This is a genomic window from Devosia sp. Micro-HW1, from assembly GCF_056341075.1.
This window is the reverse complement of sequence record NZ_CP094375.1, coordinates 663,223-689,085: the sequence shown is the minus strand read 5'-3', so window position 1 is coordinate 689,085 and position 25,863 is coordinate 663,223. Positions and strand designations below refer to the sequence as shown.

Here is a 25,863-nt window from a genome sequence, read left to right as displayed (position 1 = left end):
CTGGCAAGTTGCCTTCAATCAGTCGCGGAATTCCGCTCATAGTGCCACTAATTGATCAATCAGCTGGATCGCGCCAACGACGTGTCAGCAGATCGCCGGCGGGTGCCGCATGAGGCAATGCCCCAGGGCCGGGCCGCAAACCATTCAGTGCAATCGTCACAAGTCGATCGCGCGCCTTTCGAGCATCGTCCAACCAATCCTCGCGCCCAAGGGCCTCAAATTGTTCCACCAGCGACCACCTGCCGAGTTGTTCTACAAGCAACGCGATGTCCACCGTCGTGATGCTATCGCTTAATACATTGGCGCGATGGCATCGTTCGACAAGCGTTCCAACAACATCATCTAGACGCGTGAACCTTGATGCCATCACCTCCGTGACCTCAATGGTGCCTGCAATGGGACCCAACGATCCACCGCCGAACGCGATGACTGATTGGATGTAGTGCACCAGACCATCCCAGGGGTCATCATATACTATCCCGGTTTCTGCCGCTGTAACCCATTCCTGCAACGACAGCTCACACAGATGTTGGAAGAGCTCTTCCTTCGTACTGTAGCGCCGGTAAAGGCTGGCGATCCCCACTCCAGCCCGCTTTGCTATCATGGCGACAGTGGCGTAGCGCCCTTCCATCGCCAGCACCTTTTTTGCTGCTTCCAAAAGAGCTTGGTCATTTCGTTCGGCTTCTGCCTGTCGGGGCGCTTTTCGATTCACGAGTGGACCTTCCCTTGCGGAGTGATTTGCTCCGTTATAGCATCAATTCGAATCGGAGCGAATTGCTCCGTTTAATATCGATACCGGTAAGAGGATTATGATGCGCGCTATTGTGATGAACGAGTTCGGACCGCCAAGTGTTCTAGAAATAAGTGAACAGCCCGAGCCGATTGCCGACCCAGACCAGGTCGTTATCGATGTGGACTACGCGAGCGTCACCTTCGTCGAGACGCAGGTTCGCGCCGGAAATGGGCCGTTTGGCAATCCGGGGCTACCCCGTGTCCCCGGCAATGGCGTCGGCGGAACCATCGTTGCCACCGGCCCTGGGGTCGATCAAGCCCTCTTGGGGAAAAGCGTTGTTGCAACAACGGGCGGCGCCGGCGGCTATGCCGAACGCGCACTCGCCAATGTTGACGACGTCGTCTCACTACCCAAAGGTGTCGAGATCAAAGCCGCAGTCGCGCTGATCGCCGACGGTCGAACAGCACTCATGCTCTTCAAACAAGCTGAGATCAAACCCGGTGAACGGGTACTTGTAGAGGCTGCCGCAGGTGGCGTCGGAAGCCTGCTTGTTCAACTTGCTCTCAATAGTGGGGCAGTCGTCATTGGCGCGGCGGGAAGTGCCCAGAAGGAACCGCTCGTGCGTTCTTTTGGCGCGACCTTTATCGATTACAGCCTGCCTGACTGGAGTGAGAGCGCACGAGCAGCTCTCAGGCAGCATGGCACGTCGGAACTTGATGTTGTCTTTGATGGTATCGGCGGTCAGATCGGAACAGAAGCCAGCAAACTCCTCCGTCGGGGAGGACGCATTAGTCTCTACGGAATCGCGAGCGGCTCCGACACCGACCTTTCTCACACCCACTCCATCCAAGTCATGGGGCTTTCCACCGCGCCACGTGCTTCGGAGACTTTTTCATATATCCAGCAAGCTCTCGAGCTTGCTGCTAACGGCATAATTCGGCCTGTGGTCGGACAGATATATCCGCTTGAGGATGCCGCGCTGGCGCATGCGGCGATCGAAGCGCGCACGACCGTGGGAAAGACGCTCCTGACCGCGAAGCGTCTTAGCGTGTCATAATGGACGTCGCATTTGAAACACCCCCGGTTCGAGCAGGTCTACGAGAGTGGCTTGCTCTTGCAATTCTCGGATTCACCGCAGTCCTCGTCATGATGAACATGTCGACGCTGTATCTGGCTCTCCCTACCATCAGCTTGGCAATCTCGCCTACCGCTGCCCAGTTGCTCTGGATCATGGATGCCTATGGTTTGGTAATCGCGGGCACTCTGATCACCATGGGTGCATTCTCAGATAGATTTGGGCATCGTAGAATACTTCTGCTCGGCGCTACGATATTTGCGGTAGCATCGACCCTTGGGGCCTTTGCCACAAGTGCCCCGGCACTCATCGCGGCACGTGCACTCCAAGGCTTGGGGGCGGCGGCACTTGCCCCAACGTCCCTCGCGCTCATTCGCTCGATTTTTGAGGATACTGGCCAACGCTCGCTTGCGATTACGATATGGATGGTCGGATTTCTCATCGGAGGAGCTTTAGGTCCCGTCGTCGGAGGAGTTATCCTGACGTACTTCGCCTGGACTGCCATCTTCCTCATTTTTCTTCCGGCAATGATATTGCTTGTGTGCACTATACCTCTCCTAATTCCGGAGCGGCGCGAGAAGGGACGAGGCAGCATCGATGTCTACAGTGCGGTAATGTCGTTCCTTATCCCACCCATGATCGTCGTGACGATCAAACAAGGCACGATGACTGGCCTCAACGCCAATACAGCTGCAAGTTTACTTGCCGCCGCATCCCTTATAGTCCTGTTCATGCGGCGACAGTCCCGACTGGATAGGCCCTTCTTGCCTATTTCACTGTTCAAAGGTCGCACGAGTACATGTAGTCTGGTGGGCATGACGGTCGCAGGTGCAATCCTGTTCGGCACTAGCCTCATCACCTCCCAATATCTGCAGTTAGTGTTCGGGTTTTCCCCTCTCAAGGCGGGATTGTGGCAACTACCGGGTGCAATAGGCAGTGCTGTTATTGCAGTCTGGGTCTCTTCCCTGGTCGTGCACTATCAGGCACGAATGCTAATGGCAGTCGGGTCGGTCGCGGCGCTTTGCGGCCCGCCTCTTCTGATGTTGGGAAACAATAGTCCACTTTTTCTCGTAATCGGCTCGGCTTGTTTGCTGGCGGGCCTCACGCCATTTATGAGTCTCGGAACAGGTCTGTTTCTTCAGGCAGCTCCTGAAGGTGCAGCTGCATCAGCCTCAGGATGCACAGAAACCGGTGCCGAGCTCGGCGCAGCGCTCGGAATTGCAATATTCGGCAGCCTGGCAACGTCGGTCTATCGAGCTCATATGACCGAACACATTCCGGCCGATCTGCCCTCGAGCATTTCCAATGTCGCAAGCGAGACTCTCGCCGGGGCCATTTCATCAGCCCAAGCTCTACCGACGCATCAAAACGCCATGCTGCTATCTATAGCTCGGGAGGCTTTCTCAAGCAGCCTCTACATGCATGCTTGCATGCTGTTACCGGCCGTCCTGAGTCTCGTAATTATCGCACTTGCAATTCCAGGATCGACCAAAGCCAGCCGAACATCATGAGAAAAGTCTTTCAATTGCTCATCCTTCCGATGCAATCAGAAGGCCCCCGTACGACGGGCAGGTTGAGAACCTGATCGTTGCGCGGACGGGATCAAGGGCGCAAGCGTACTATCCTCTGCATTATTTGGGCCCGGTTGGAGATTGACCGGATTATCGGAGCGCTAGCCTAGCGATCGGCCCGACCGTCGACGACGGCATGGGCCGGTCGGCCCTCCGCCGACTGCAACGAAAACCGCAGGGCCATAGGAGCCGTTGTCGACGACATGTCGATAATCCTGTTCGCTCAGATTGCTCACTTAGTTGGAGATGGTCGAAACGACACCAAATCATGGCGGTGCAAATTAGCCGGCCACTTACTTTGCAAGCACTACATCGCCACGAGATCTTATTTCGATTGGTGTCGTTCTTGAATTCGATAGGACGCGACGCCGCAAAAAGAACGTTTCAGTTGAAGATATGGTTCTTACGGAGGCTTTCGATAGCGATATCCAGAAACGCGCGGACCTTTGCGGAGGCATGTCCCCCCTCGGGATGCAAGATATGTATCGGCATCGGCGGTTCTTCGTATTCGCTGAGCACGATCTGAAGATTTCCGGCTATGAGCTCCGGACCTACCTGATAGTGGAGGACCCTCGTAAGGCCATAGCCTTGTCGTGCGAACGCGATCGCCGCGTCATTGGTATTGCACCGAAGCGTCACATCAACTGTAACGCGCTGGCCGTCGGTGAATCGCCAATCAGGCGATGACCAGGCGCCGGTGGACGCAGCAACACTGTGACCTTTGAGATCCGCCGGCGTGCTCGGAACGCCGTTCCGCTCAAGATAGTCCGGCGAACCGCATATAACTCTTCGGACCGTTCCAACTTTGATCGCTGTGAGGCCCGAATCCGGGAGATGGCCAATACGCACGGCCACGTCGATCCCTTCATCGACTATGTTGACGGGGTGATCGATGAAGAGAGTCCTAGCCTTCATGGCCGGATATGTCCTGAGATACTCCATCAATATCGGAAGCACATGCATTTGGCCGAACAACGTCGACGCGGTCAGAGAGAGCGTGCCGGTCGGAGTGGCATACGAGCCTCCCGCTGCGGCCTCAGCTTCTGCGATGTCCTTGAGGATCCGGCGACAATCCTCCAAATAGCGCGATCCGGCCTCGGTCATCTTTACCGAGCGGGTCGTGCGCACGAACAGGCGCGCTCCGATCAACGCCTCAAGCGATGCCACGGCTCGTGTCGCGGCAGGCGCGCTCATGTGCATGTGGCGAGCCGCCTCGGCAAAATTCCCGGTTTCGGCTACCTTCACGAAAACCCGCATTGCCTGCCAACGATCCATCCGCTTCCTAACTCCTCGATTTACCGGGAATAATAGTAGGATGCTGCCGGAGGCAAAGCAGCAGTTTCCATGCGAGTTCGTTCCCAATCGCGAGCCAGGCTGGTAAATGCGGCCGCCATTTTCTCGATTTCCGCACAGCTTCGCGGGGACAGGCCCGGACGAAGAGCGCGTTGACGGTTTTCCTCGCCAGCCCTCAGCGCCAAGGCCACTGCCGTCGATGCCTTGATATCGAAGCCGCCTTCCCCTTGCGCGAATCCAACTCTGCCGGTGTCATGCCTGTAGCGCGGGCAACGTCTCCCTATCCTCGGGGCAAGGAAGAATTTCCGTGCGCCGCAATGAGCGTGAGTTCCACCGATGGTCGGAGGCGCTCGTCGAGCTTGAACTCGGATATGGTCGATCCCTCCGAAAGGTAGCCTGTGATCTAAAAGCCGAAATCACTGAGGCCGGGATGGTCTTCCGGTCGACGGCCAAGCGTCCAGCGAAACTTGCGGTCGACCTCTGTAATCGGATGTTCGTTGATGCTGGCGTGGCGGTTCCGCATCAGGCCGTCCTCAGCGAATTCCCAATTTTCGTTCCCATAGGCGCGAAACCACTGGCCGCTGTCATCGTAATACTCGTAAGCGTAGCGCACTGCGATCCGGTTATCCTGGAAAGCCCATAGCTCCTTGATTAGACGGTACTCTAGTTCCTTGTTCCACTTGCGGGTCAAAAAGGCTTCGGCTTCTGCGCGGCTAGTCACGAACTCAACGCGGTTTCGCCAACGCGTGTCCAGAGTATAGGCGAGAGCAACCTTAGTGGGATCACGGGTGTTCCAACCATCTTCCGCAAGACGGACCTTTTCTATTGCGCTCTTTTTAGAAAATGGGGGCAGCGGGGGGCGAAACATTCTGTATCTCCTCTAGTTCTCGGAACGATACTCTCGTGTATCTCAGTTATAGTGGCCTGAAAGCGGACATAGAGTCGGGACGGCGGAGTAATCCCGCCGTCAGACAGCAAGCTGGATGCCGCCCCGGTTCTGGTCCGAGGGAACGGCGCAGCAGAGCAGGATTTCATTTTCGTCGACCTTAGCGGTCGGCTCCTTCAGATACGTAACACCACCCTTGATCAGTGTGGTGCGGCATGTGCCGCAGTTACCAACCCTGCAACTGAATTCGGGTTCGAGACCGCGTCGTTCCGCTAGCTCCAGTAGTGTTCCGGATCCGGGCGTCCAACGCGCCTCCTTTAGAGAGTTTGTGAACATGACTGGCACGGGGTGGGTGGATGGAGGCGTGCGGGCGGAAGCCGGTACAAGCGCGCTCCAGTCAGCGGCCCGGTTCAGGGACGAAAGGCCAAAAGCTTCAGCATGGATGCGATCGTCGGCGATGTTGAGCCCGCGAAGGCCGTCATAAAGCATTTGAGAAAATTGCGGCGGACCACAGAGATAGAAATCATAGTCGTTGAACGGCAGATGGTTGATAAGCAGCGCAATGTCGATCCGGCCAGCAGCCTCGTAATCGATACCCATTTCGGCCCCGTCGATGTTGCTCAGGACCCGAACAACCCGCATGGCACCTTTCGACGCTCCCGCAAGTGCCGATATCTCTTTTTCGAAAGGACGTTCAGCCAGCGAGTGGACGGCGTGGAACAGCGTCACGGGACGGATGCGCTGTTTTCGGAGCCCCTCGTAGACAACATGGCGGAGCATTGCGAGCAGTGGCGTGATTCCGATGCCACCAGCAAGAAGCACGGCGGGCCGCTTCTCATTCGCGTCCATTATGAAGTGGCCGGCTGGTGCCCGGGCCTCGATAGAGTCTCCCACGGAAACTGCATCGTGCAGGAACCGCGATACCAGCCCGTCTCGCTTGACGCTGATGCGGTAGACGCCATCAGAGGGTGCAACCGAGAGGGAGTACGTGCGTATAACGGACTTGCCGTTCTCTATAGGCTTTACCCGTATCGGCAGGTGTTGCCCGGCGACATATGGGAGCAGTCCCGCCCCATCCCCTGGTTGCAAGTAAAACGAGCGAATGGTCTTGCTTTCCTCTACGATTTTGGTCACCGTCAGTGGGCGCCAGTTCCGGGCAAGTCCGGCAGCGCGGAGCCTGTCCGCGGCCTGCTTCCAGCTCCCCGTCATCAGTGAGCTCGGAGACCAGCCGTCCTTCTGAAATGCCCAACGCAGGGCCAGCGCATTGGCTCGGCGGACGATCTGCCGGGGCCTGAACGTCCAGAACCGTTCGGCTCCCTGGAAGGCGGCGATCTCGGGAGAGTCCAGAACAAGCTCCGCGTCACCGGTCATCTGCAGCATGTCACCAGTGGAGAAGTCCACAAAGAGCAGGCCGGCCTTCCCGTTCAATAGGATATTGCCGAGCGTCGAAAAGAAAAGGTTGCCGTCAAAGTCTGGTATCGTCAGCGTCGCATCGTCGCCCACACGCACGAAGCCGGCATTCCCACCACGATGGGAAACATCCACCTGACGTCTGTCCCCACGATCAACATAGGACGCAACAAAGAAGGCGTCGGCGCCGGCTATCATCGAGCGTGCGGGATCATCGAGTTCGCGCAGGCGCTCTATGGACTTCAGAGGGGCTTGCCCCGCTTCGCGGCTAAAGGCGAAATCACGCAATTGGATATAGCGTGGGCAATTTCCGAAGCTTTGGTCGACGTTGACGCGAAAGCCCTCAGCCATCGCAGAAACGAACCCGTTCATACGATTGCGCCGCCGCGTATGCATTTCAATACCGAGCAGACCCACAGGCTTGCCGTCCGCGATACCATCGCTGGCTGGGTCGTCCGGGTTCGTTTGCGCGGCAATATCCAGCATCGTGGGCGAGGGAGAATGCATGAAGCCCGGTTGGCCCTCAACAAAGGTCGCCCAGGCGTCGCCTCCTTTATCGACGCTGCCGAGCACAATATATGGAAGCTGGGCGTAGAAGTCGCGATGCTGGTCCGGCATGTAGGCGCGCACGACACGCCGACCGACCTCTCCCATACGTTCTAGGGCTCCCGCTTTCTTCTGCAGAAACAGCTCGCCTTCGTGCCATGTCGGTAGCTCTTGGTAGATCATGCGCTGCCCCGAAAAAGGGTATTGGAGCGCGCCAATTGGCACGCTCCGATCACATTCAGGCGGCTGCAAGCCCTGCCGGCGTACGAACAAAATCGACGAAACCCGGCAGTGCCTCTACGCGGCTGAGAAAGTCACCAACCGCGGAGTAGGTCGACAGTTCGACATTTCCTTCAGGCGCGCGCGCAACATAGCTGTAGATCGCGATGTCTGCGACTGTCGGACGGTCGCCAACCAACCAGTCGCGGCCCGCAAGCTTGCGTTCGAGTCGGTTCAGCACCGTATGTGCGCGATTGATGACTTCTTCCGCGTTGAACTTGGCACCGAAGACAGTGATCAATCGTGCTGCGGCTGGGCCATAGGCAATTTCGCCGGCAGCCACCGATAGCCAGCGCTGGACAGCGGAGGCGCCGATAGCGTCTTCCGGCAGCCATTCGGAGCGGCCGGTCTTTTTGGCGAGATAGATCAGGATGGCGTTGGAATCAGAGATGAACGCACCGTCATCTTCGAGGACGGGAACCTGACCAAACGGGTTCATATCGAGAAATTCCGGTTGCTTGTGCGCACCCGACTTGAGATCGACCTCGACCAGGTCGTGTGGCAGGCCGAGCAGTGAGAGGAAGAGGCGTGCCCGATGGGAATGGCCAGACAGAGTGTGATGATAAAGTTTCAATTTGCGCTCCTGCAAGAAATAGGCCGGGCCTTTTCCCGATCCGCAGTCGCAGGGTGCACCGGACAATGTTGAGGCAGAACGCCCGAAATCGTCATTTCATTATTGCGCTGAGCGCAACAATCTAAGGCCGCAGCGACTCATCTAAACGCTCGGCGCACGAAATGCGCCGGTCCCGACCCACGACAAGCAAAGGAACGTGTAGGCTTCTATCCAATCAGGTCCAGGACAGTTCGATAGAGATGGCTGTGGTCACCATCGAACCCCTCGACACCTTGTTTCGTCACCATATTCCGCGTTGGCGGATCGAGATACCAAATGGCCCTCTCTGAAGGCCCTTGATACCAGCGGATATTGAAGGCGCAGAGAGTCCTGAAGAAGAACAGCTCGGAGTAGCCTTCAATGTGGTCACGTATCCACCACGCCAGAGGCAGATGATTCCCCGTTTTCCTGTAATGCTTGAGATAGGCCGGGATAAAAACGGTAACAGTTCCGCCTAAGAACCCTTCACTATCGCACCGGTCCCAGATGTGTCGTGCGGCATTAAGGTCGTTATCGGTACACCAGCAGGAGCTGTCTCCCTCCTTGAAACGCTCGTTGCAAAAAGCATTCAGCGTCGGGGAGCGGTATGCGCTGCGAATTGATACATGGCCGAACGCGCGCTTTAGGGGCTCTAGCAACCGAGTTGCGACCTCGCGGCCTACCTGCAGGGCAAGCTCCGGATCTTCAGGAATGTTTGGGATTCCGTAGAAATTGCCCACCTCCGAGTACAGCATCTCACGCATAAAGAAGTTTTCGGAAAGTTGCTGCCGACCCAGTTCAGTCAACGCAGTAACGTTTTTGATCGATTGAGGCAGTGCCATCTAACTAGCTCATCATGTTGATCGGAGGTTGCTGCTGTCGTCTTCGCTTTGCGATCGTTCAAAGAGGGGGTGTGGACGCGGCAGGATGATTGAAATGATCGCTCGGGCGTTGGGACCAGGAAATCCAAGACCTATCGCCCGGGCATGACGTGTCACTCACCTTGGTGCTTATTGACTGGCAGGCGCACACGCCAGATTCGATCGTCGTCCACGCGGTCGCCGAGGTGAAATGTGCATCGGCCGACCTCTTCAAAGCCGTGACGAGCATAGAACCGTTTGGCCCTCTCGTTGTGATCAAAAACTGTAAGGTATACTTCGCGTGCACACGTGGCAGCTGCGGTTTCCAGAGCCCACCTTGTCAACCGATCGGCAACGCCGGTACCGTGCCACAGCCGCACAACATACAGTTGCTGCATTTCCAACGCAGTCGGTTCCGGATCGACGGCGGGCGCCCGCAGTGGGGTCAATTTCGCATAGCCAATCGGCTGCCCCGCTGTCACTGCCACGAGCCAGCGTATGTCAGGCGCGTTGAAGTCGTGGGACATAGTCCCGCCGGGACGATACACTTCGTCACAAAAGCGCTCGAACGCCTCTGACTCGTACCGATGTGAGAACGTATCGGCAAATATGCTGCGTGCGACCGGCAGAAGGCGATGGAGCAGGTGCTCGTCTGGCTTTAGGAAAGCCACTTCTTCTAACAACATAGATATGTATCCCTCATGGTTCGGAGGCGGCTTGTTCGAATTATCAGAGCGAAACCGCGACTAATTTGCGCACCGTCGCTTTCCCAGTCGACATTACCGATACCTCTCGGTTGCCTTTCCGAACGAGGCGCTAGTCATGATGGTCAGGCAGAAAGCTGGCGCCAATGCCACGACGATGAACAGCCATCGCGCCGCATTCGCGACATCCATGCCTCCAGACAACGTGCTCCCTCCAGCCAGATTGACGGCCAGGCCTGCCAGGGCAGCGCCAAAGGCCGTGGCACAGAGCTGCACCGTCATGATGGAGGACGCAGCATTGTCGGCTTCGGCCGGCGGCGCCACGCGGAGGACCATTGCGGACAGATGTGGGTATGCCAGGCCGACGCCGGCCCCTCCGAGCACTAGAGCGCCGCAGATGAGGGTCAGAGGCAGCCAATCGCCGATCTGTCCTGCCCAGGGCAAGGCAGCCGCGAGAATAATCATGGCACCAAGCGAAAGAACCGGCCCAGCGCGCATCGCAATATTGCGCCTCCGGTCCTGGAGGCCCGACGCCAATATTGCTGCCGCAGTCCAGCCCGCCGACATGACCGCTGCGATATAGCCGGCTTCGAGGGGCGAGCGACCATGGAGCTCCTGCAGGAAGAGCGGCAGGAAAATCTCTGTACAGGTCACGGTGACCGCCAGCAGCGCCGACGTCGCATAGAGGCTTCCAAGAGCTGCCGGAAGCCGAAACGTATCCCGGGGCAGCAGCTTCCGACTTGACCACCGTTCCATCAACACAAGCATCACAATCAAGACGGACGCAGCGGCCATTCCTAGGGCGATCGACCCTAGGTCCCTACCGATTCCGCCCCAGGATGCCGCGAAGACGGCAAGCGTCAAAAGGAGAAGCTGGGCGAGGGGCAATGGCTCTGCCGGGCTCCTCTCGGCCTCGCGTTTCGGCAACACAAACACCGCAGCTAGGACGACAAGCGCGGCAACGGGCACCAGAGCCAGAAAGGCGCCGCGCCACAAGCCTAGCTCGGCAAATACGCCGCCAACAGCAGGCCCCAAAAGCGTTGCAATGCCCCACATGCTGGACAAGAGCGCGAGTGCACGCGGCCAGAGCGGCTCGACATAAACTCGGCGAACCATCGCGTATGCCAAGGCCAGCAAGATACCCCCGCCCAATCCTTGTACCATCCTGCCGACAAGCATGATTGGCGTATCATTGGCCCAGGCGCAGACCAGTGTTCCAATGATGAAGATGATACCGGCTGCGCCATAGCCTCCCCGCGGCCCCGCATGCGCAAGGATAGGAGAGGACAGTGCCGCCCCCAGAATTGAAGCAACCACGAAAAGCGTGGTGTTCCATGCATAATAGTCCATCCCACCAATCTCGCGCACCACGGATGGCAGGATCGTGGTCGAGATGTAGAGATTGACTGCATGGAGAGCGACACCGCCACTCAGTGCAATTGAACGGATAAGGTTGCTGCCGGAAAGCAGCTCGCCCCAACCTGGGGCCGTTGAGACCGCGTGCGTGTCGGTCATTGAATCGTCCTTTCGGCATCAGCAAGGTGGGCGAGCTTGTCGGGATTGCGCATGATGTAGATGCCCGAAAGATTGCCCTGCCCGTCACATCCAAAACTAACAGACGCGACGATGTTGGGGCCGTCGAACACGATGGCGCCTCGTGCCCCATTGATGTCGACGCGCTGCCACCTAAAGCCGGCCCAAGACTGATTGAGGGTTCCACCAACAAAGGCGAGGACATCGGCCTTGCCTGACAGAGGATCCAGAAGCGCCAGCGCCTTGCCTCCCCCGTCGGTGCGAAGTTCGATGTCTTCTCGCATGAGGTTTGCAAGCTGCTGCGTGTTTCCAGTCACGATTGCCTGCTGGAAAGCCCCCAGCAGTTCGTCCTGGCGTTCCTTCGGAACGATGGAGCCAGGCTCCTCACGACCGATACGACTGCGGGCCCGGGAGACGAGTTTACGACAAGCCGCCTCCGTCACGTTCAAGGCCGCAGCGACATCTTCGTAAGACTGGTCGAATATCTCGCGCAGGAGATAGGCAGCGCGTTCCTTGGGCGCGAGCCTCTCCAGAAGGAGCATGAAGGCGAGAGAGAGTGTGGATGACAGTTCAGCCGCATCCTCAGGCCTGTCTTCGGTCATCGTCTGGATCGGCTCCGGAAGCCAAGCGCCGACATAATCTACCCGCGACCGACGCGCAGATCTCAGCATATCAATGCATCGGTGCGTGCAGGTTGCAGTCAACCAACCCGCAGGGTTGCTTACCCCCCCCTGGTCGCACCCCTGCCACTTCAGATAGGTATCCTGGACCGCATCCTCCGCCTCGGCCAATGACCCGAGTATGCGGTAGGCCAAGCCAGTCAGAAACGGGCGGCGCTCTTCAAACAAATCTGTCTCGGGCCTGGCCATGTCAGTGTGTCGACACCTGAATGCGGTTCCAGAGGTTGATCATCGCAATAGTGGCGGTCAGCGCGCTGATCTCTGCATCACTGAAGTGCTGACGCAGATCGGCGCGCAGGGCGCCATAGTCGGTCTTTCGATCGAGTTGCGTGAGCGCTTCGGTCCAGCCGAGTGCCGCGCGTTCCTTCGCCGAAAAGTCGCTGACATGCTCCCAGACCGCCAGACGGTCGAGCCGCTCATTGGTCTCACCATCATCGCGGGCTTCCTTGGTGTGCATCTTCACGCAATAGGCACACGCGTTGATCTGCGAGGCGCGCAATTGCACCAGATGATGCAGCATCCTGTCGAGACCGTGCTCATCAATTGCACCATGGACTTTCTCCAAGCTGGCGAAGACGTTGGGTACATTCTTGTAGTGATTTACGGGATTGGTCGTCACTGCAGGCTCCATCTGTAGGGTTGCATATATGTGACGATCCAGACAGTTGAGTTGTGACGTGTTCCCGACCAAATTTTCGCTGTTGACCGTTTAGACCCGGACCAACATCACGGGGAAATGACTGCCCGCAGTCACTGCACTTGAATAACGCTCAAGGCCAGTGCGGTCAGAACCGATGCCATCACCCATCGCTGAACTCTTGTCCAAACCGGCCGGGTGGCGAACCAGCTTGCCACCGAGGCCGCGGCCAGGATTATCACCGAGTTCACGACGAAGCTGACTGCGATCTGTACGGTACCCAACAACAGGCTTTGCGCGAGCAGGTGACCTTTGGTCAGGTCAAGGAATTGCGGCAAGAGCGACATATAGAGAAGCGCAATTTTAGGGTTCAGGAGGTTGGTCAGAAATCCCATTGCAAAGAGGCGCATTGGTGGGTCGAAGGGGAGGTCAGTTCGCGGGCGGAATATTGACCCGGCGCCAAGCCTGATTGCGCACCAAGCGAGATAGAGCAAATACACCGCACCAACGACCTGGATCGCCCTGAACGCGAATGGAAGCGCAAAGATCAGAGCCGTCACACCGAATGCGGCGCAAAGCATGTAAAATATAAATCCGGCGATAAAACCGAGCAGCGAAACAAAGCCGGCGACGCGCCCCTGCAATACGGCTCGGCTGAGCAGATAAATCATATTTGGCCCTGGGGTTAGAACCATCCCAAGGGACACAAGGGCAAACGCCGTCAGATTTGTGTATGAAAGCATGGCCTCCCTCCGCACATTGCAAAGTGAGCGTCGCTCATCCACACTCTCGGTGCAATTTTAACATTGCACTCGGAGCAATATAAGTGAACGACTATCGTAAGATTGCGGACGCCGTCTGCGAGGAGATTGCTTCGGGCAAGCGCAAGCCGGGAGAACGCCTGCCCCCACAGAGGGACTTCGCCTATGAGCACGGAATAGCGGCCTCCACTGCATCCCGCGTCTATGCCGAGCTTGCAAAAAGAGGACTGGTTACCGGCGAAGTCGGTAGAGGTACATTTGTCCGTCTCCCAGCTTCGCGACAAACTCCAGCTCTTACCGAACCGGCGACTTCGGCCATCGACCTTGAGCTGAATTCTCCCATCGTTAGCGGGCAGTCGGCGATCGTGGAGCAATCCCTCAAGGCATTGCTGCATGCCACCGCTCTAGAACAGCTATCCAGACCGGCGGGAGCAACAGGAACACGTTCGGCGCGGACTATAGCTGCCAACTTCGTTGGCCGTGGCGCCTGGCATCCCGATGCTGAGGCAATCATGTTCACGGGCAATGGGAGGCAGGCCATAGCAGCAGCCCTTTCTGCACTTGCACCACCTGGTAGCAGGATTGGTGTCGAGGCACTCACCTATCCCGTCATCAAGGGTGTCGCTGCGCGACTCGGGATCACCCTGGTGCCAATTGCCTGTGACACCGAGGGCATGGTGCCCGCTGCGATCCGACGCGCGCACAGTGCCACTCCCCTGAACGGCATCTATGTTCAGCCGAGCCTGCACAATCCGCTGGGTATGACAATGAGCTTGGAGCGGCGCGGAGCGATAGCCTCAATCCTCGCGCAATCCGACCTGGTTGCGATCGAGGATGGCGTCTATGGCTTCCTCGTCGATGAAGAACCACTCGCCAAGCATGCACCGGATCATGTGGTACTAGTAGACAGCCTCTCCAAGCGGATTGCACCCGGTACAACGCTGGGTATCATTGTTGCGCCAGCACACATGCGCGAGAAAATGCTCGCTAGCGTGCGAAGCGGTGCCTGGTCACCCTCGGGTCTGCCCCTGGCGCTGGGCCTACAACTGATGCTTGACGGTTCCGCGCATCAAATTGGCAAATTAAAGCGGGAAGACGCCAAGGCTCGCCACGCCCTGGCCAGGCGAGTGCTCAGCACCTTCGAGGTTAGCGGTGACGCGCGCGCCTACCACATTTGGGCAAGTCTGCCCGACCAGTGGCGCGCCGAGACCTTTGCCATATTTGCAGCGCGACAGGGTGTCTCCGTGTTGCCTGCGAGCGCCTTCGCATCTTCGCCAGGGCACGCACCGAACGCCATTCGCCTAGCCTTGTCGGCTCCGACCATGCCGATGCTGGCCACCGGCCTCAATATACTCAATAGCCTTGCAGCATCTTCACCGCATCTGATCGAGTGAAGCGACAGCGCGTTGCCGTTTGACAGCCAATGCTTCACCAGATGGGCCTTGGGGTAGCGAGAGCAACGCTATCGATCCGTTGCACGGGAAAAAGTAACGTCCTGCAGAGCGCAATCCACCTCTGCCGAAAATCGGCACGGTTATCCAAGGAATGATATTCGTACGATCGATTTTCTTGATCATCTTCATCGATTTTACGGCTCTTAATATATTGCAAATTTCAGCGCAGCATTGAGATACCGGTGCGCCGATGCTCTGCCAGCAGCTGGCCATTTTCGCACCTTCTGGCCCACTATCAAGAAAGCAAAAGGGAAGTGCCATGAAGGTGCGCTTCGATTTCCCCACAGTTGCGCCTGATGCTTACGACGCGGTCGTGGCTCTGGAAGCCTATGTCCGCCGAGAGTCTCGTATCGAGCCCCGGCTCCTACACCTCATCAAGGTGCGAGCATCACAGATAAATGGCTGCGGCTACTGTATTGATATGCACACCAAAGAGGCGCGCCGTGACGGCTTCAGCGAGCAGTGGATTAACCTTATAAGCGTCTGGTGGGACTCGCCGGTCTTCGATGCCCGTGAGCGGGCGGTGCTTGGCTGGACCGAGGCGTTGACCAACGTCGCACAGACACGCGCACCGGACGTGGCCTTCCAACCACTCCAGTCGTTTTTCACAGAGGCGGAGATCACCCGCATCAGCGTTGCAATTGCGACGATCAACGTCTGGAACCGCCTTTGCATTGGATTTAGATCACAGCATCCAGTGGATGCGAGCTGACCCACCCTGTGACGTTTGTCCTTTCTGTCCGATCAACTGATTTCTTGGGTGAACGATGTCCAGCTTAGCTCGCCCAGCGCGGCCACCCTTTGCGGAAGCCTTTCCTTTGCTGATCTTGACGGGCACATTTCTGGCCATAGCGGTGCTATTGTCCAAACTGGCCGCAGCCAATGGCGCACCAATGCTAACTTACCTCTGCACAACGATGGGGAGCGCTGGGCTGATAATAGCCGTTGTTTTGAAGGGGCAAGCCAAATCCGGTACGGCCCCCATAGTTCTCGGCGCGTATAGTCTGGGTGCCGGTGCTCTAATGGCCCTTGGCAGCGCGATTGGCTATGTGACGATCGACAAAGTGGGGGCGTCATTCATCGCCGTAGCCATGGCCTTTCCCCCATTGTTGACCTGGCTTCTGTCATTGCTCACCGGGCTCGAAACGTTTTCGCTCCATCGTGTCCTTGGGCTGGTGGTCAGCCTCATTGGCGGCGCGCTGCTTGCCCTCGGAAAGGGGCTAGAAATGCCGAGCACGGAGGCCGCCACGGTGCTGCTGGCCTGTGCTATGCCGATCGTGCTGGCGGTTGGAAACGTCTATCGTTCTCTACTATGGCCAAAGGACACTTCCGCGCGGCAACTAGCGGGTCTGATGCTGCTTTCCGGCGCAGCGCTGACTTTGCCTATCGCCCTTTGGCGCGAAGGTGCCGGTGCGTTTGTTGGGCTGTTTCAGCCGTCATTGGTGCTAATCCTGTTCTGCGCAATCGCTTCATTTGTCGTCCAGTATCTAACCTTCTTCCGCTTACAGCAAATCGCAGGGCCGGTCTATTTGAGCCAAACCGGCTCGGTTGCCGCCATCATGGGCACGCCGATTGCGATCTTCATCCTTGGGGAGGCCGTGCCGAACGGGTTTGCGCTGGCTGCAATTTTCATCATTATTGGTCTTACGATATTTCAGCTGTCTGCGATCCGGTCAGGCTGGCGGTCGTGACTGCAAATAATCCAGCGGATACGGCGCTTGCGCTGCGACAGTATATGTCGCGCGCATCGGTGCGCGACGCATTCTCATCATCGGGCTTTTGGTCACGACAGCCGGCGCGGCCCTTGGCGCGGCGATACCAGGACTGCTCAGCCTGTTTTCCGGCCGAATTATCGAAGGGGCGGGTTTCCTGCTGGTGACAGTCGCGGCGCCCTCGTTGCTCCAAGAAGTTACGCGACCTGCTGATCGTGATCTGGCCTTCGCCCTCTGGAGCTGTTTCATGCCGATAGGCATGGCGGCGGCGATGCTGGTGGGACCGTTCTTCGAGGACTGGCGAACAATGTGGTGGGTAAGCGGCGCCCTGGCGCTGGCCATCTGCATCGCCGTTCCACTTGTCATTTCCGCCGGCGGGCAAGGCCAGACCATGTCCTGGAGCAGCTTGCTCCGCGACAGCATGACCGTGTCGCGCGACCGGGGCGCTATTGGACTGGCGATCACCGTTGCGCTCTACAGCATGATGTACTTCGCGGTCTTCAGCTTCCTGCCGGTGCTGCTGATGGAGCGGTTACAGGTGACGCACCAGACGGCCGGACTGCTCAGCGCACTGGCTTCGGCCGTGAACGTTATCGGCAATCTGACGGCGGGTCTGCTCCTCTACAGGGGATTTAGCCGCCCGGCGCTCCTGATCGCCGCATGCATTGTCATGGGATTGGCCGGCTTCGGGATCTTTCTCCCCGTGCTGCCAGATAGTGCGGCATTCGGGCTGTGCCTTTTGTTCTCGACTGTCGGCGGTGTGATCCCCGCGATCCTGCTGTCTTCCGCGCCACTCGTGGCGCCAGCGGCAGGATTGGTTCCGATCGTTCTGGGTCTGATCATTCAAGGCAGCAATCTCGGGCAGATTCTTGGCCCGACAGCCATCGGCGGCGCACTGGATCGGTTCGGCTGGGATTCCGCCGCCTACATCGTGGCGGGCACGGCGGTGATCGCCGTGCTCGTAGTGGCCTCGACGCTCAGGCGAGTCGGGGCAGAGCGGGTAGGCTGCGGGATGGGAGAGCACTGATGAGCATCGAATTCAACCGCACGATCCTTGCGACGCGAGACGCGCACGGCACTGCCCAGTTTGTGGCTGAAATGCTCGGGCTCCAGCTGCCGCGCAAATGGGGCCCTTCTGGATGGTCACCACCGATAATGGCGTCAACCTCGCCTACATGGATGCGGGCCATTGGGCGCATCGTCGAAACTGGCTAATGCGGAGTGTGGGGGACCGTTGCACGTAAATGCCGCTGTGCAGTCGCTACTAAATGATGTCGTGCGAGGAGCGCGCGCAGGCAAAGGCGTCGCCCCTGCCCATTTCACAGGTGCCCACCGCGCGGCGCACTTAATGGCAGCTTTCGGAATTTTTTAAGCTTCGTCCAATGACTGATAAGGGGCGCAGTGACGACAGCCCTCGACAGTCAACGGCGCCGTTTTCTTGGTGGCAGTTTGGCTCGGATGCGAAGTGCGCGGCCTTCGGGTTGATCGAGCTCAAACGCCTCAGTTTGCCGAACCAGGTCGCTAAGCTTGCGGAAGCCAAAAGTGCGTGGATCGAAATCCGGAGCTAAGTTTGCGAGCTGATTGCCCACTGCCCCGAGTGGTACCCAACCGTCTTCGGTGTCCATCTGCTCGATGACACGCAATAAGATAGGCACCGCATCCACTGGCAACTGAAGGGGGGCAGCTTTTGCGCCCGAGTCTTCCACGTTCGCTGGTGCCTCGGGCAAGAGGTTTTCGGTGTAGACAAAGCGGCGACAAGCTTGTCGGAAACTTTCCGGCGTTTTCCGCTCGCCAAATCCAAACACATCGATACCCTGCTCTCGGATACGAGCAGCAAGCCGAGTGAAGTCACTGTCCGATGACACCAGGCAGAAACCGTCAAACCTCCCGCTGTGCAGGAGGTCCATAGCGTCGATTACCAATGTGATGTCGGAGGCATTCTTACCAGTAGTATAAGCGAACTGCTGTTGGGGAATAATGGCGTGCTTCGCCAACACTTCAGCCCAAGCCTTCGAACGCGAACTGGAAAAGTCCCCATATATGCGGCGGACACTCGCCTCGCCGATCTTGGCTATCTCCTCGAACAGGCCGTCGGCAATTCGAGCAGAGGCATTGTCGGCATCGATGAGGACGGCCAGGCGTGGTGAGCGAGTTTCAGGCATCTGGAGATCCATTGGCAGCCGTTGAATATGGCCAGGCTTGGCGGCAACTGGTCAAGGGCTGATAGAGTGGTCGACAAAACGTCCGCTTTCGGTAGGCCGCCCCGCCGGCTTCAATGACTGAAATGGGGGCGCGATGCGGTCGCTTCCAAGTGAGCATTGGGAATGACTGCGTCCCGCCCAATGAAAAGCCCCGGTTTCCCGGGGCTTTCGCTTGTCATAGGAAGTTGAGGCCAACTGATGACGACATTGAGTGCGCACAAATCGGACTTTTGACCATCCTTATGGGGCGATCATACCTCACCAACAGACGCATTTAGCAGTGGTGGTCCCTCAACTCTCACACCCCAAACACGTCCCGATTTGTCCCAATGCCCGCTGACTGCATTCAGCTTGAAGGAGGTGAGGCAAACTTTGCCCCACTTCTCTGCGTCTGATGCCAGGAATCTGGTCAAACCTCATGGGCAGCGACAACCAACAACCGTCTTTCAACCTCAACTACACCCCGTCGTCGTGCCACACGTGTCGCACTTCAGACACGTGCCGTTTCGCACCATGGTGAAGTTGTTGCACTCGGTGCACTGATCCCCCGTATAGCCCTTCATCTGGGCCTCGGCTCGCAGTAGCCCGGCGTCGCGTGACGGGGGCGGGGCGGGGATGGGCGAGAGTTCAGCGGTGTTGAGGGCGGTGGGCGCTGGATCGATCTTGAGGGCTGTGGCGCTGCGCATCGTGGTGACAGCCGAAGTGCTCGCTGCGGTCGGGGCGTAGCGGGCGGCCTCTGCCGTCGGGACCAGCATCAGGCTGACATTGGCCGTCTTGCCGCGGGTCATGCCACGGGAGACAAAGCGCTCAGCGGGCACCGGGGCGGGCACAGGCGCGGCGCGCGTGCCCTGTTCCTCGGCAACGCCCTTGCTGAGCGAAGTCGGGCTTTCGGGATTGACATGGGCCAGGTCGTTTCGATCGAGATAGGACACGGCCAGTTCGCGGAACACATAGTCGAGGATCGACGTGGCGTTCTTGATGCGATCATTGCCCATGACCATGCCGGCCGGCTCGAAGCGGGTGAAGGTGAAGGCCTCCACATATTCGTCCAGCGGCACGCCATATTGCAGGCCCAGCGAGATGGCGATGGCGAAATTGTTCATCATGGCGCGGAAGGCGGCGCCTTCCTTGTGCATGTCGATGAAGATTTCGCCCAGGCGTCCGTCGTCATATTCGCCGGTGCGGACATACACCTTGTGGCCACCAACGACGGCCTTCTGGGTGTAGCCCTTGCGACGGTCGGGCATTTTTTCGCGTTCGCGTAGGCGCTCGACGATCTTTTCGACAATGACTTCGGTGCGCGCGGCGGCGGGCAGGGCGGCGATGGTTTCCACCACGTCGTCCTCATCCTCGTCGTCAGCGGCGGCGAGAATGGATGAATTGAGCGGCTGGCTGAGTTTCGAGCCATCGCGATAAAGGGCGTTGGCCTTCAGAGCCAGACGCCAGGACAGCATGTAGGCGTTCTTGGCGTCCTCCACCGTCGCGTTGTTGGGCATGTTGATGGTCTTGGAGATCGCGCCCGATATGAAGGGCTGGGCCGCCGCCATCATCAGGATATGCGATTCAACCGAGAGGTACCGCTTGCCGATCTTGCCACAGGGTGTGGCGCAATCGAAGACGGGCAGGTGCTCGTCCTTCAGAAAAGGCGCGCCTTCCAGGGTCATCGCGCCGCAAACGTGGATATTGGCGGCCTCGATGTCCTTCTTCGAAAAACCGAGGAAGGGCAGCAGCTCGAATGAGAAATCGGCGAGCTGTTCGTCGGTGACGCCGAGCGATTTCAGGAAGTCGGCGCCGAGCGTCCACTGATTGAAGACGAACTTGATATCGAAGGCAGACTTCATCGCGGCGTTGAGTGCGGCGATCTTGTCATCGGTGAAACCCTTGGCCTTGAGCGAGGCGGGGTTGATGGCGGGGGCCTGGTTCAGGTTGCCATGGCCGACTGCATAGGCTTCCATTTCGGCGATCTGGTCTTCCGAATAGCCCAGGGTACGCAGGGCCGGGGGCACGGCGCGATTGATGATCTTGAAGTAGCCGCCGCCGGCGAGTTTCTTGAACTTGACCAGCGCGAAATCGGGCTCGATGCCGGTGGTGTCGCAATCCATGACGAGACCAATCGTGCCGGTGGGCGCGATAACGGAAACCTGGGCGTTACGGAATCCATGCTGTTCGCCGAGAGCGAGTGCATTGTCCCAGGCGGTACGGGCGCGCTCGGACAGATTGGCGTCGCCGACATTGGCATGGTCGAGGGCGACGGGATTGATGCTGAGGCCTTCATAGCCTTCGGCATTGCCATGGGCGGCATTACGATGATTGCGGATGACGCGCAGCATATGCTTGGCGTTGCGCTTGTAATCCTTGAACGGCCCGAGCTCCTTGGCCATTTCGGCCGAGGTGGCATAGGAAACGCCCGTCATGATGGCGGTGATGGCACCAGCGATGGCGCGGCCCTCGGCGCTGTCATAGGGAATGCCGGAGGTCATCAGCAGGCCGCCGATATTGGCGTAGCCGATGCCGAGTGTGCGGTACTCGAAGGAGCGTTCGGCAATGGCGCGGGACGGGAACTGGGCCATCATCACCGAGATTTCGAGCACCACGGTCCAGAGGCGGACGGTGTGTTCGAACGCGGCCGTGTCGAAGGACGAGTCGGCGTTGCGATAGGGCAGCAGGTTGACCGAGCAGAGATTGCAGGCCGTGTCATCGAGGAACATGTATTCCGAGCACGGATTGGACGCGACGATGGGGCCGGCGGCCGGCGAGGTATGCCACTCGTTGATCGTGGTGTGGTACTGGATGCCCGGATCGGCCGAAGCCCAGGCGGCGTAACCAATTTGTTCCCAGAGGTCGCGGGCCTTCAGCGTCTTGATTGTCTTGCCATTGCTGCGCGCCGTGAGGTTCCAGTCGCCATCGGATTCGACGGCCCTGAGGAAGTCATCAGTGACGCGGACGGAATTGTTGGAGTTCTGGCCCGAGACCGTGAGATAGGCTTCGCTGTCCCAATCCGTGTCGTAGATGGGGAACTCGAGATCGGTATAGCCCTGGCGGGCAAACTGGATGACGCGGAAGATGTAGTTTTCCGGAACCAGTGCCTTCTTGGCAGCGCGGACTTCGCGCTTGAGGGCGGGGTTCAGGGCCACGTCGAAGCAGTCGTCGCCATTGCCTTCGCAATTGACGGCGGCCTTCATGATGGCCTTGAGGTGCTTGGACACAACCTTGGAGCCGGTGACGAGAGCGGCGACCTTCTGCTCCTCCTTCACCTTCCAGTTGATGTAGGCTTCGATATCGGGGTGATCGATGTCGATGACGACCATCTTGGCGGCGCGACGGGTGGTGCCGCCTGACTTGATGGCGCCGGCAGCACGATCGCCGATCTTCAAAAAGCTCATCAGGCCCGAGGACTTGCCGCCGCCGGAGAGCTTTTCGCCTTCGCCACGAAGTTTCGAGAAATTGGTGCCGGTGCCCGAGCCGTATTTGAACAGGCGAGCCTCGCGGACCCAGAGGTCCATGATGCCGTTGTCGTTGACGAGATCGTCGTCGACGGACTGGATGAAGCAGGCATGCGGCTGCGGGTGTTCGTAGGCCGATTTGGACTGAACGAGCTTGTGGGTGAAGGGGTCGACGTAGAAATGGCCCTGTCCGGGGCCGTCAATGCCATAGGCCCAGTGCAGGCCGGTATTGAACCATTGCGGGGAATTGGGGGCGACCCGCTGGGCGGCGAGCATGTAGGCGAGTTCGTCGAAGAAGGTGCGCGCGTCATCCTCGCTGTCGAAATAGCCGCCCTTCCAGCCCCAGTAAGTCCAGGTGCCGGCGAGGCGGTCGAAGACCTGGCGCGAGTCCATTTCCGAACCGAAACGTTCGGCCTCGGGAAGTTTGGCGAGGGCTGTCTCGTCGGGGACGGAGCGCCAGAGCCAGGATGGGACGTCGTTCTCTTCGACTTTCCTGAGAGCCTTGGCGACGCCGGCCTTGCGGAAGTATTTCTGCGCGATGATGTCCGTAGCGACCTGCGACCACGCCGCGGGCACGGCAATGTTCTCGAGCTTGAAAACCACCGAGCCATCGGGGTTCCTGATCTCGCTTGTTGCCGAGCGGAACTCGATCGAGCCGTAGCGATCCGCGTTGGCAGTCGTAAATCGGCGTTCAATGCGCATGGTCGTCGTTATCCCCAAGTGTCGGACACGCATGTGCCCACCAGCCGAAAATCGGCTTCTCATCCAGATCTGTGTGACGCTTTACCAACCGAAGCCCGCGGGAGGTGCGGACCTCAGATTTTGCCCCGTGTCCCGGGCCTGCGGCGGTCGTGTTGCCGACGCTTTCTACCCGGGATCTGGTCCGGCACTTCGCATGGTCCCGAACCAGCAATCAGAGTTAGGCGATTCAGGGGGCGCGTCAACGCTGGAAATCACTAGACCTTGTGTTGGGGGTTTGTGCTCAAACAAGGTCTAGTATGGGTAATATGTGAATTGCGGGGACAAATGGCAAGCAAATCAGCGCATTTGCAAGTCGATTTGAACGCCAGTTCTGGATCGTAAACACGCCCGAGGAACGGCACGAAAGTCCAACGCTAACCGCGTATGATTCCTAGCAGTTCGACCGAGGAGGCTGCTCGTTCAGTAAGCGTTATCTATATCAGGGCAATGCCAGAATCAATTCAGCCAAGTCGCTGTCAAGGTCAGAATTTTTGGCGATTCGATGACACCTTGGCACACCACATCTAGTCGGTTGCCCTCAGGCCCTGGAGCTGCTTGTAGATCACCCAGATGGCGAGCGGAACCATGGCCAGGCCCGCCCAGCCATAGGCGGGCAGGATGCCAAGCCGGTCCGCCAGCAAACCGAAGGCGAGCGTGCCCAGGATGCCCGAGACGTTCTCGGCCATGACGAGGGCAGAGGTCGTCGTGGCGCGGCTCCGGCCGTCCATGACCCTGTGAAAACGGGACTCTGCCAGCACACTGATTGGCGCCATGACGACATAGGCGGCGCACAGCAGCAGCACATACCAGGGGCTGGTGCCAATGGAGGCCAGGACAAGCAGTGCGCCGCCGATCAACGGGAGGAGCCAGGCGAGATATGGTCTTCCCGAAAGGCGGTGGGCGAATATGCTTGAAAGCGCGTAGATGAATTCAACTGCCGCTCCTGAGACACCCCACATCCAGATCGGGAGCGAGACGGCAAGGTAGTAAAGCTGATCGAACTCTTCGATGAGTTCGAAAACGATCAAGCCGGCCGCGATATAGGTGGTCACGAAGCGCAGGTCTGCGTGTTTCCTGAACTCGTTGCCGGCGTCGATGAAATGCGAAAAGTAACTGCTTGCCGGTTCGTCGGCTTCGGATGCGGGTCCTGACCGTCGGGGGTCGTGCAGGAAAAGCGCCAGGCCAGACGCGAGCAACAGTGGCGGGATGGAGAGCCAGAGGCCGTATTCGAAACCATAGTAGGCGACGAAACCACCGAACAATGTGCCGGCGCCGATACCGAGCTCCTCGGCTGCGTTGTCCCGTCCCAGCACCTTGTCGAATTCCGCCTCCCGCCCTTCATGTGCCATCCGCTCGTAGAGCAGCGCCTCGCGGGAACCGGACTGGAGGGCCTGGGCGAGGCTCCAAGACAGGAAGCCCAGCGCATAGAGCCAGAAATTTCCGGCTGCAGCGATCCAGAGCAGAAAGGTCAGCGCTTTGAACAAAGGAGCGGCGACCAGCAGCCATCGACGATCAAAGTGATCGGAGAGCGCGCCGGAAGGCATTTCCAACACGATTGCGGATGCCGACCAGAGAGCGAGCAGCACGCCTATCTGGGCAATCGAGATTCCCTCGAGCTCGAACAGGGCCGTGTAGAAGGCATAGGCGAGGATGAAGTCGAACAGAAAGGCATAGCCATAATAGCAGCCGAGAAACCGCTTCAGGCTCATGGTGCTTCGCCGAGCGTATGGGCGAGGAGGGCGACCAGATGCTCCCGCATGGCAGGGTCGGATGGTCCCGGATTGCCATTGAAGCTCATGCCGTGCTCGGACATGAAATTGAGCAGGAGCTCGGCCACGTAGAAAGAGTAGATGGAGTCCTGCTGCAATTGCATCCGGGCCATCCAGGGGTCGACATAGCTGGCCGGGCCGACGCCGAAGGCGAGGAGGGCTGCGCGCGTCAGGGCCGGGGCATAGCGGGGATCGCCGTAGCAAAGGTCGTCGACATCGACAATGCCGGAAAACTGGCCAGTTGCCGTGACGATGACATTCTTGGTGGTCGTGTCGTGAAGGAAGGGCGTCGGGGCCATGTCATCGAGCACGGTCCGTTGGCGCTCGAAGCGCTCAAGGACCGGAGCGGCGACGCTGACCGGAAAGAGGCCGTTGGCGGCAATGCGCTCGACGGAGCGCCGGATGCCGGCAGCGATGACGTCACTCCAACACCGGTGTGGTGTTGTCTCAGGCCGGGCAGCGAAGCCGAAGCCCGGGGCCGGGCCGAGTCGCGCAGTGGCCAACTGGGCATCAGCGACGCGAACCGCAATTGCGGCGAGCCGCATGCTGTCGAGTCCCGCCATGACGTTTCCCAGATCGGTGCCTTCGAGACGGGTCATGATGACAAAGGGCAGGCCGGCGTTGATGCCGTGGGCAATCACCGCGGGGAGAGGAACGCCTAGGGGAGTCAGGCGCTGCCAGAGGGCGAGGCCGTCCGCCATGGCCTCTGCCTGGTCGGGAAGGCCAATACGCAAAACAACATTCTCGCCGTTATCCTCTATATCGAAGACGTAGTAGGCGAGGCCGGTGGTGAAACGGCGCGCTTTGGCATTTTGCCAGTCAAGCACGTCGGCGACGATGGCGCGGGCCGTTGCTTCGTTTGGAATATGGGGCTGGCCGGTCATACGGGCATCTGAGCGCAGCGGCGGGGCGTTGTCGAGCAGTGGCCTTGCCCGCGACGACTTTTCCCTGTCATGCACTAGGCTCCCTCGCGCCAGCGTGCT

General features: G+C 58.8%; 21 protein-coding genes and 1 pseudogene. 7 read left to right on the top strand and 15 right to left on the bottom strand.

Features of this window, described 5'->3' with window-relative positions:
* Window positions 1-55: 55 nt before the first annotated feature.
* Window positions 56-712 (bottom strand): TetR/AcrR family transcriptional regulator, encoded by a 657-nt coding sequence (locus MQW79_RS03185; RefSeq protein WP_476586796.1) that lies wholly within the window; start codon window positions 710-712, stop codon window positions 56-58.
* Window positions 713-812: 100 nt separating this feature from the next.
* Here MQW79_RS03185 and MQW79_RS03180 point away from each other — a divergent pair, with 100 nt between their 5' ends.
* Entirely contained in the window at window positions 813-1,790 is a 978-nt protein-coding gene (locus MQW79_RS03180) for a zinc-binding dehydrogenase (RefSeq protein WP_476586795.1), read from the top strand.
* Window positions 1,790-3,319: an MFS transporter gene (locus tag MQW79_RS03175; RefSeq protein WP_476586794.1), complete on the top strand. Its 1,530-nt coding sequence runs from the start codon at window positions 1,790-1,792 to the stop codon at window positions 3,317-3,319. The genes MQW79_RS03180 and MQW79_RS03175 overlap by 1 nt, the downstream gene beginning before the upstream one ends.
* Window positions 3,320-3,763: 444 nt before the next feature.
* Here MQW79_RS03175 and MQW79_RS03170 read toward each other — a convergent pair whose 3' ends face one another.
* From MQW79_RS03170 to MQW79_RS03125, 10 genes are all read right to left on the bottom strand, one after another.
* Entirely contained in the window at window positions 3,764-4,654 is an 891-nt protein-coding gene (locus MQW79_RS03170; RefSeq protein WP_476586792.1) for a LysR family transcriptional regulator, read from the bottom strand.
* A 421-nt stretch (window positions 4,655-5,075) separates the two neighbouring features.
* Window positions 5,076-5,540 carry a nuclear transport factor 2 family protein gene (locus MQW79_RS03165; RefSeq protein ID WP_476586790.1) on the bottom strand — a complete coding sequence of 155 codons (465 nt, stop codon included), beginning with the start codon at window positions 5,538-5,540 and terminating at the stop codon, window positions 5,076-5,078.
* A 99-nt stretch (window positions 5,541-5,639) separates the two neighbouring features.
* The gene (locus MQW79_RS03160) at window positions 5,640-7,697 is read right to left on the bottom strand and encodes an FAD-binding oxidoreductase (RefSeq protein ID WP_476586789.1); all 2,058 of its coding nucleotides are present in this window, start codon (window positions 7,695-7,697) and stop codon (window positions 5,640-5,642) included.
* Window positions 7,698-7,752: 55 nt separating this feature from the next.
* The gene (locus MQW79_RS03155; protein WP_476586787.1) at window positions 7,753-8,367 is read right to left on the bottom strand and encodes a glutathione S-transferase family protein; all 615 of its coding nucleotides are present in this window, start codon (window positions 8,365-8,367) and stop codon (window positions 7,753-7,755) included.
* Between the two features lie 206 nt (window positions 8,368-8,573).
* Entirely contained in the window at window positions 8,574-9,227 is a 654-nt protein-coding gene (locus tag MQW79_RS03150; protein WP_476586786.1) for a hypothetical protein, read from the bottom strand.
* Window positions 9,228-9,379: 152 nt separating this feature from the next.
* The gene (locus tag MQW79_RS03145) at window positions 9,380-9,931 is read right to left on the bottom strand and encodes a GNAT family N-acetyltransferase (protein ID WP_476586784.1); all 552 of its coding nucleotides are present in this window, start codon (window positions 9,929-9,931) and stop codon (window positions 9,380-9,382) included.
* Window positions 9,932-10,024: 93 nt separating this feature from the next.
* Window positions 10,025-11,464: an MFS transporter gene (locus tag MQW79_RS03140; RefSeq protein ID WP_476586783.1), complete on the bottom strand. Its 1,440-nt coding sequence runs from the start codon at window positions 11,462-11,464 to the stop codon at window positions 10,025-10,027.
* Complete coding sequence (gene sigJ / locus MQW79_RS03135) at window positions 11,461-12,351, bottom strand: RNA polymerase sigma factor SigJ (protein ID WP_476586782.1); 891 nt, start codon at window positions 12,349-12,351, stop codon at window positions 11,461-11,463. Before sigJ ends, MQW79_RS03140 begins: the two co-directional genes overlap by 4 nt.
* A 1-nt stretch (window position 12,352) precedes the next feature.
* Window positions 12,353-12,781: a carboxymuconolactone decarboxylase family protein gene (locus MQW79_RS03130; RefSeq protein ID WP_476586781.1), complete on the bottom strand. Its 429-nt coding sequence runs from the start codon at window positions 12,779-12,781 to the stop codon at window positions 12,353-12,355.
* 131 nt (window positions 12,782-12,912) lie between these two features.
* The gene (locus MQW79_RS03125) at window positions 12,913-13,542 is read right to left on the bottom strand and encodes a LysE family translocator (RefSeq protein ID WP_476586779.1); all 630 of its coding nucleotides are present in this window, start codon (window positions 13,540-13,542) and stop codon (window positions 12,913-12,915) included.
* A gap of 83 nt (window positions 13,543-13,625) precedes the next feature.
* On the opposite strand from MQW79_RS03125, the gene MQW79_RS03120 reads away from it, so the two are divergent.
* From MQW79_RS03120 to MQW79_RS03100, 5 genes and pseudogenes are all read left to right on the top strand, one after another.
* Complete coding sequence (locus MQW79_RS03120; RefSeq protein ID WP_476586778.1) at window positions 13,626-14,954, top strand: aminotransferase-like domain-containing protein; 1,329 nt, start codon at window positions 13,626-13,628, stop codon at window positions 14,952-14,954.
* Window positions 14,955-15,273: 319 nt separating this feature from the next.
* Window positions 15,274-15,726: a carboxymuconolactone decarboxylase family protein gene (locus MQW79_RS03115; RefSeq protein ID WP_476586776.1), complete on the top strand. Its 453-nt coding sequence runs from the start codon at window positions 15,274-15,276 to the stop codon at window positions 15,724-15,726.
* 106 nt (window positions 15,727-15,832) lie between these two features.
* Window positions 15,833-16,705 carry a hypothetical protein gene (locus MQW79_RS03110; protein ID WP_476586774.1) on the top strand — a complete coding sequence of 291 codons (873 nt, stop codon included), beginning with the start codon at window positions 15,833-15,835 and terminating at the stop codon, window positions 16,703-16,705.
* A gap of 34 nt (window positions 16,706-16,739) precedes the next feature.
* Window positions 16,740-17,753 (top strand): annotated as a pseudogene (locus tag MQW79_RS03105) (MFS transporter); the annotation flags it as partial.
* Window positions 17,753-17,941, top strand: a complete 189-nt coding sequence (locus MQW79_RS03100; protein ID WP_476586773.1) for a hypothetical protein — start codon at window positions 17,753-17,755, stop codon at window positions 17,939-17,941. The pseudogene MQW79_RS03105 and the gene MQW79_RS03100, both read left to right, overlap by 1 nt.
* 206 nt (window positions 17,942-18,147) lie before the next feature.
* On the opposite strand, the gene MQW79_RS03095 is transcribed toward MQW79_RS03100, so the two are convergent.
* From MQW79_RS03095 to MQW79_RS03080, 4 genes are all read right to left on the bottom strand, one after another.
* Window positions 18,148-18,888 (bottom strand): NYN domain-containing protein, encoded by a 741-nt coding sequence (locus tag MQW79_RS03095; RefSeq protein ID WP_476586772.1) that lies wholly within the window; start codon window positions 18,886-18,888, stop codon window positions 18,148-18,150.
* 491 nt (window positions 18,889-19,379) lie between these two features.
* A complete protein-coding gene (locus tag MQW79_RS03090; RefSeq protein WP_476586770.1) occupies window positions 19,380-23,072 on the bottom strand; it encodes a vitamin B12-dependent ribonucleotide reductase in 3,693 nt (1,230 codons plus the stop codon).
* Window positions 23,073-23,635: 563 nt separating this feature from the next.
* Entirely contained in the window at window positions 23,636-24,820 is a 1,185-nt protein-coding gene (locus MQW79_RS03085) for an MFS transporter (protein WP_476586769.1), read from the bottom strand.
* The gene (locus tag MQW79_RS03080) at window positions 24,817-25,764 is read right to left on the bottom strand and encodes a phosphotransferase family protein (protein ID WP_476586768.1); all 948 of its coding nucleotides are present in this window, start codon (window positions 25,762-25,764) and stop codon (window positions 24,817-24,819) included. The genes MQW79_RS03085 and MQW79_RS03080 overlap by 4 nt, the downstream gene beginning before the upstream one ends.
* Between the last annotated feature and the right edge of the window lie 99 nt (window positions 25,765-25,863).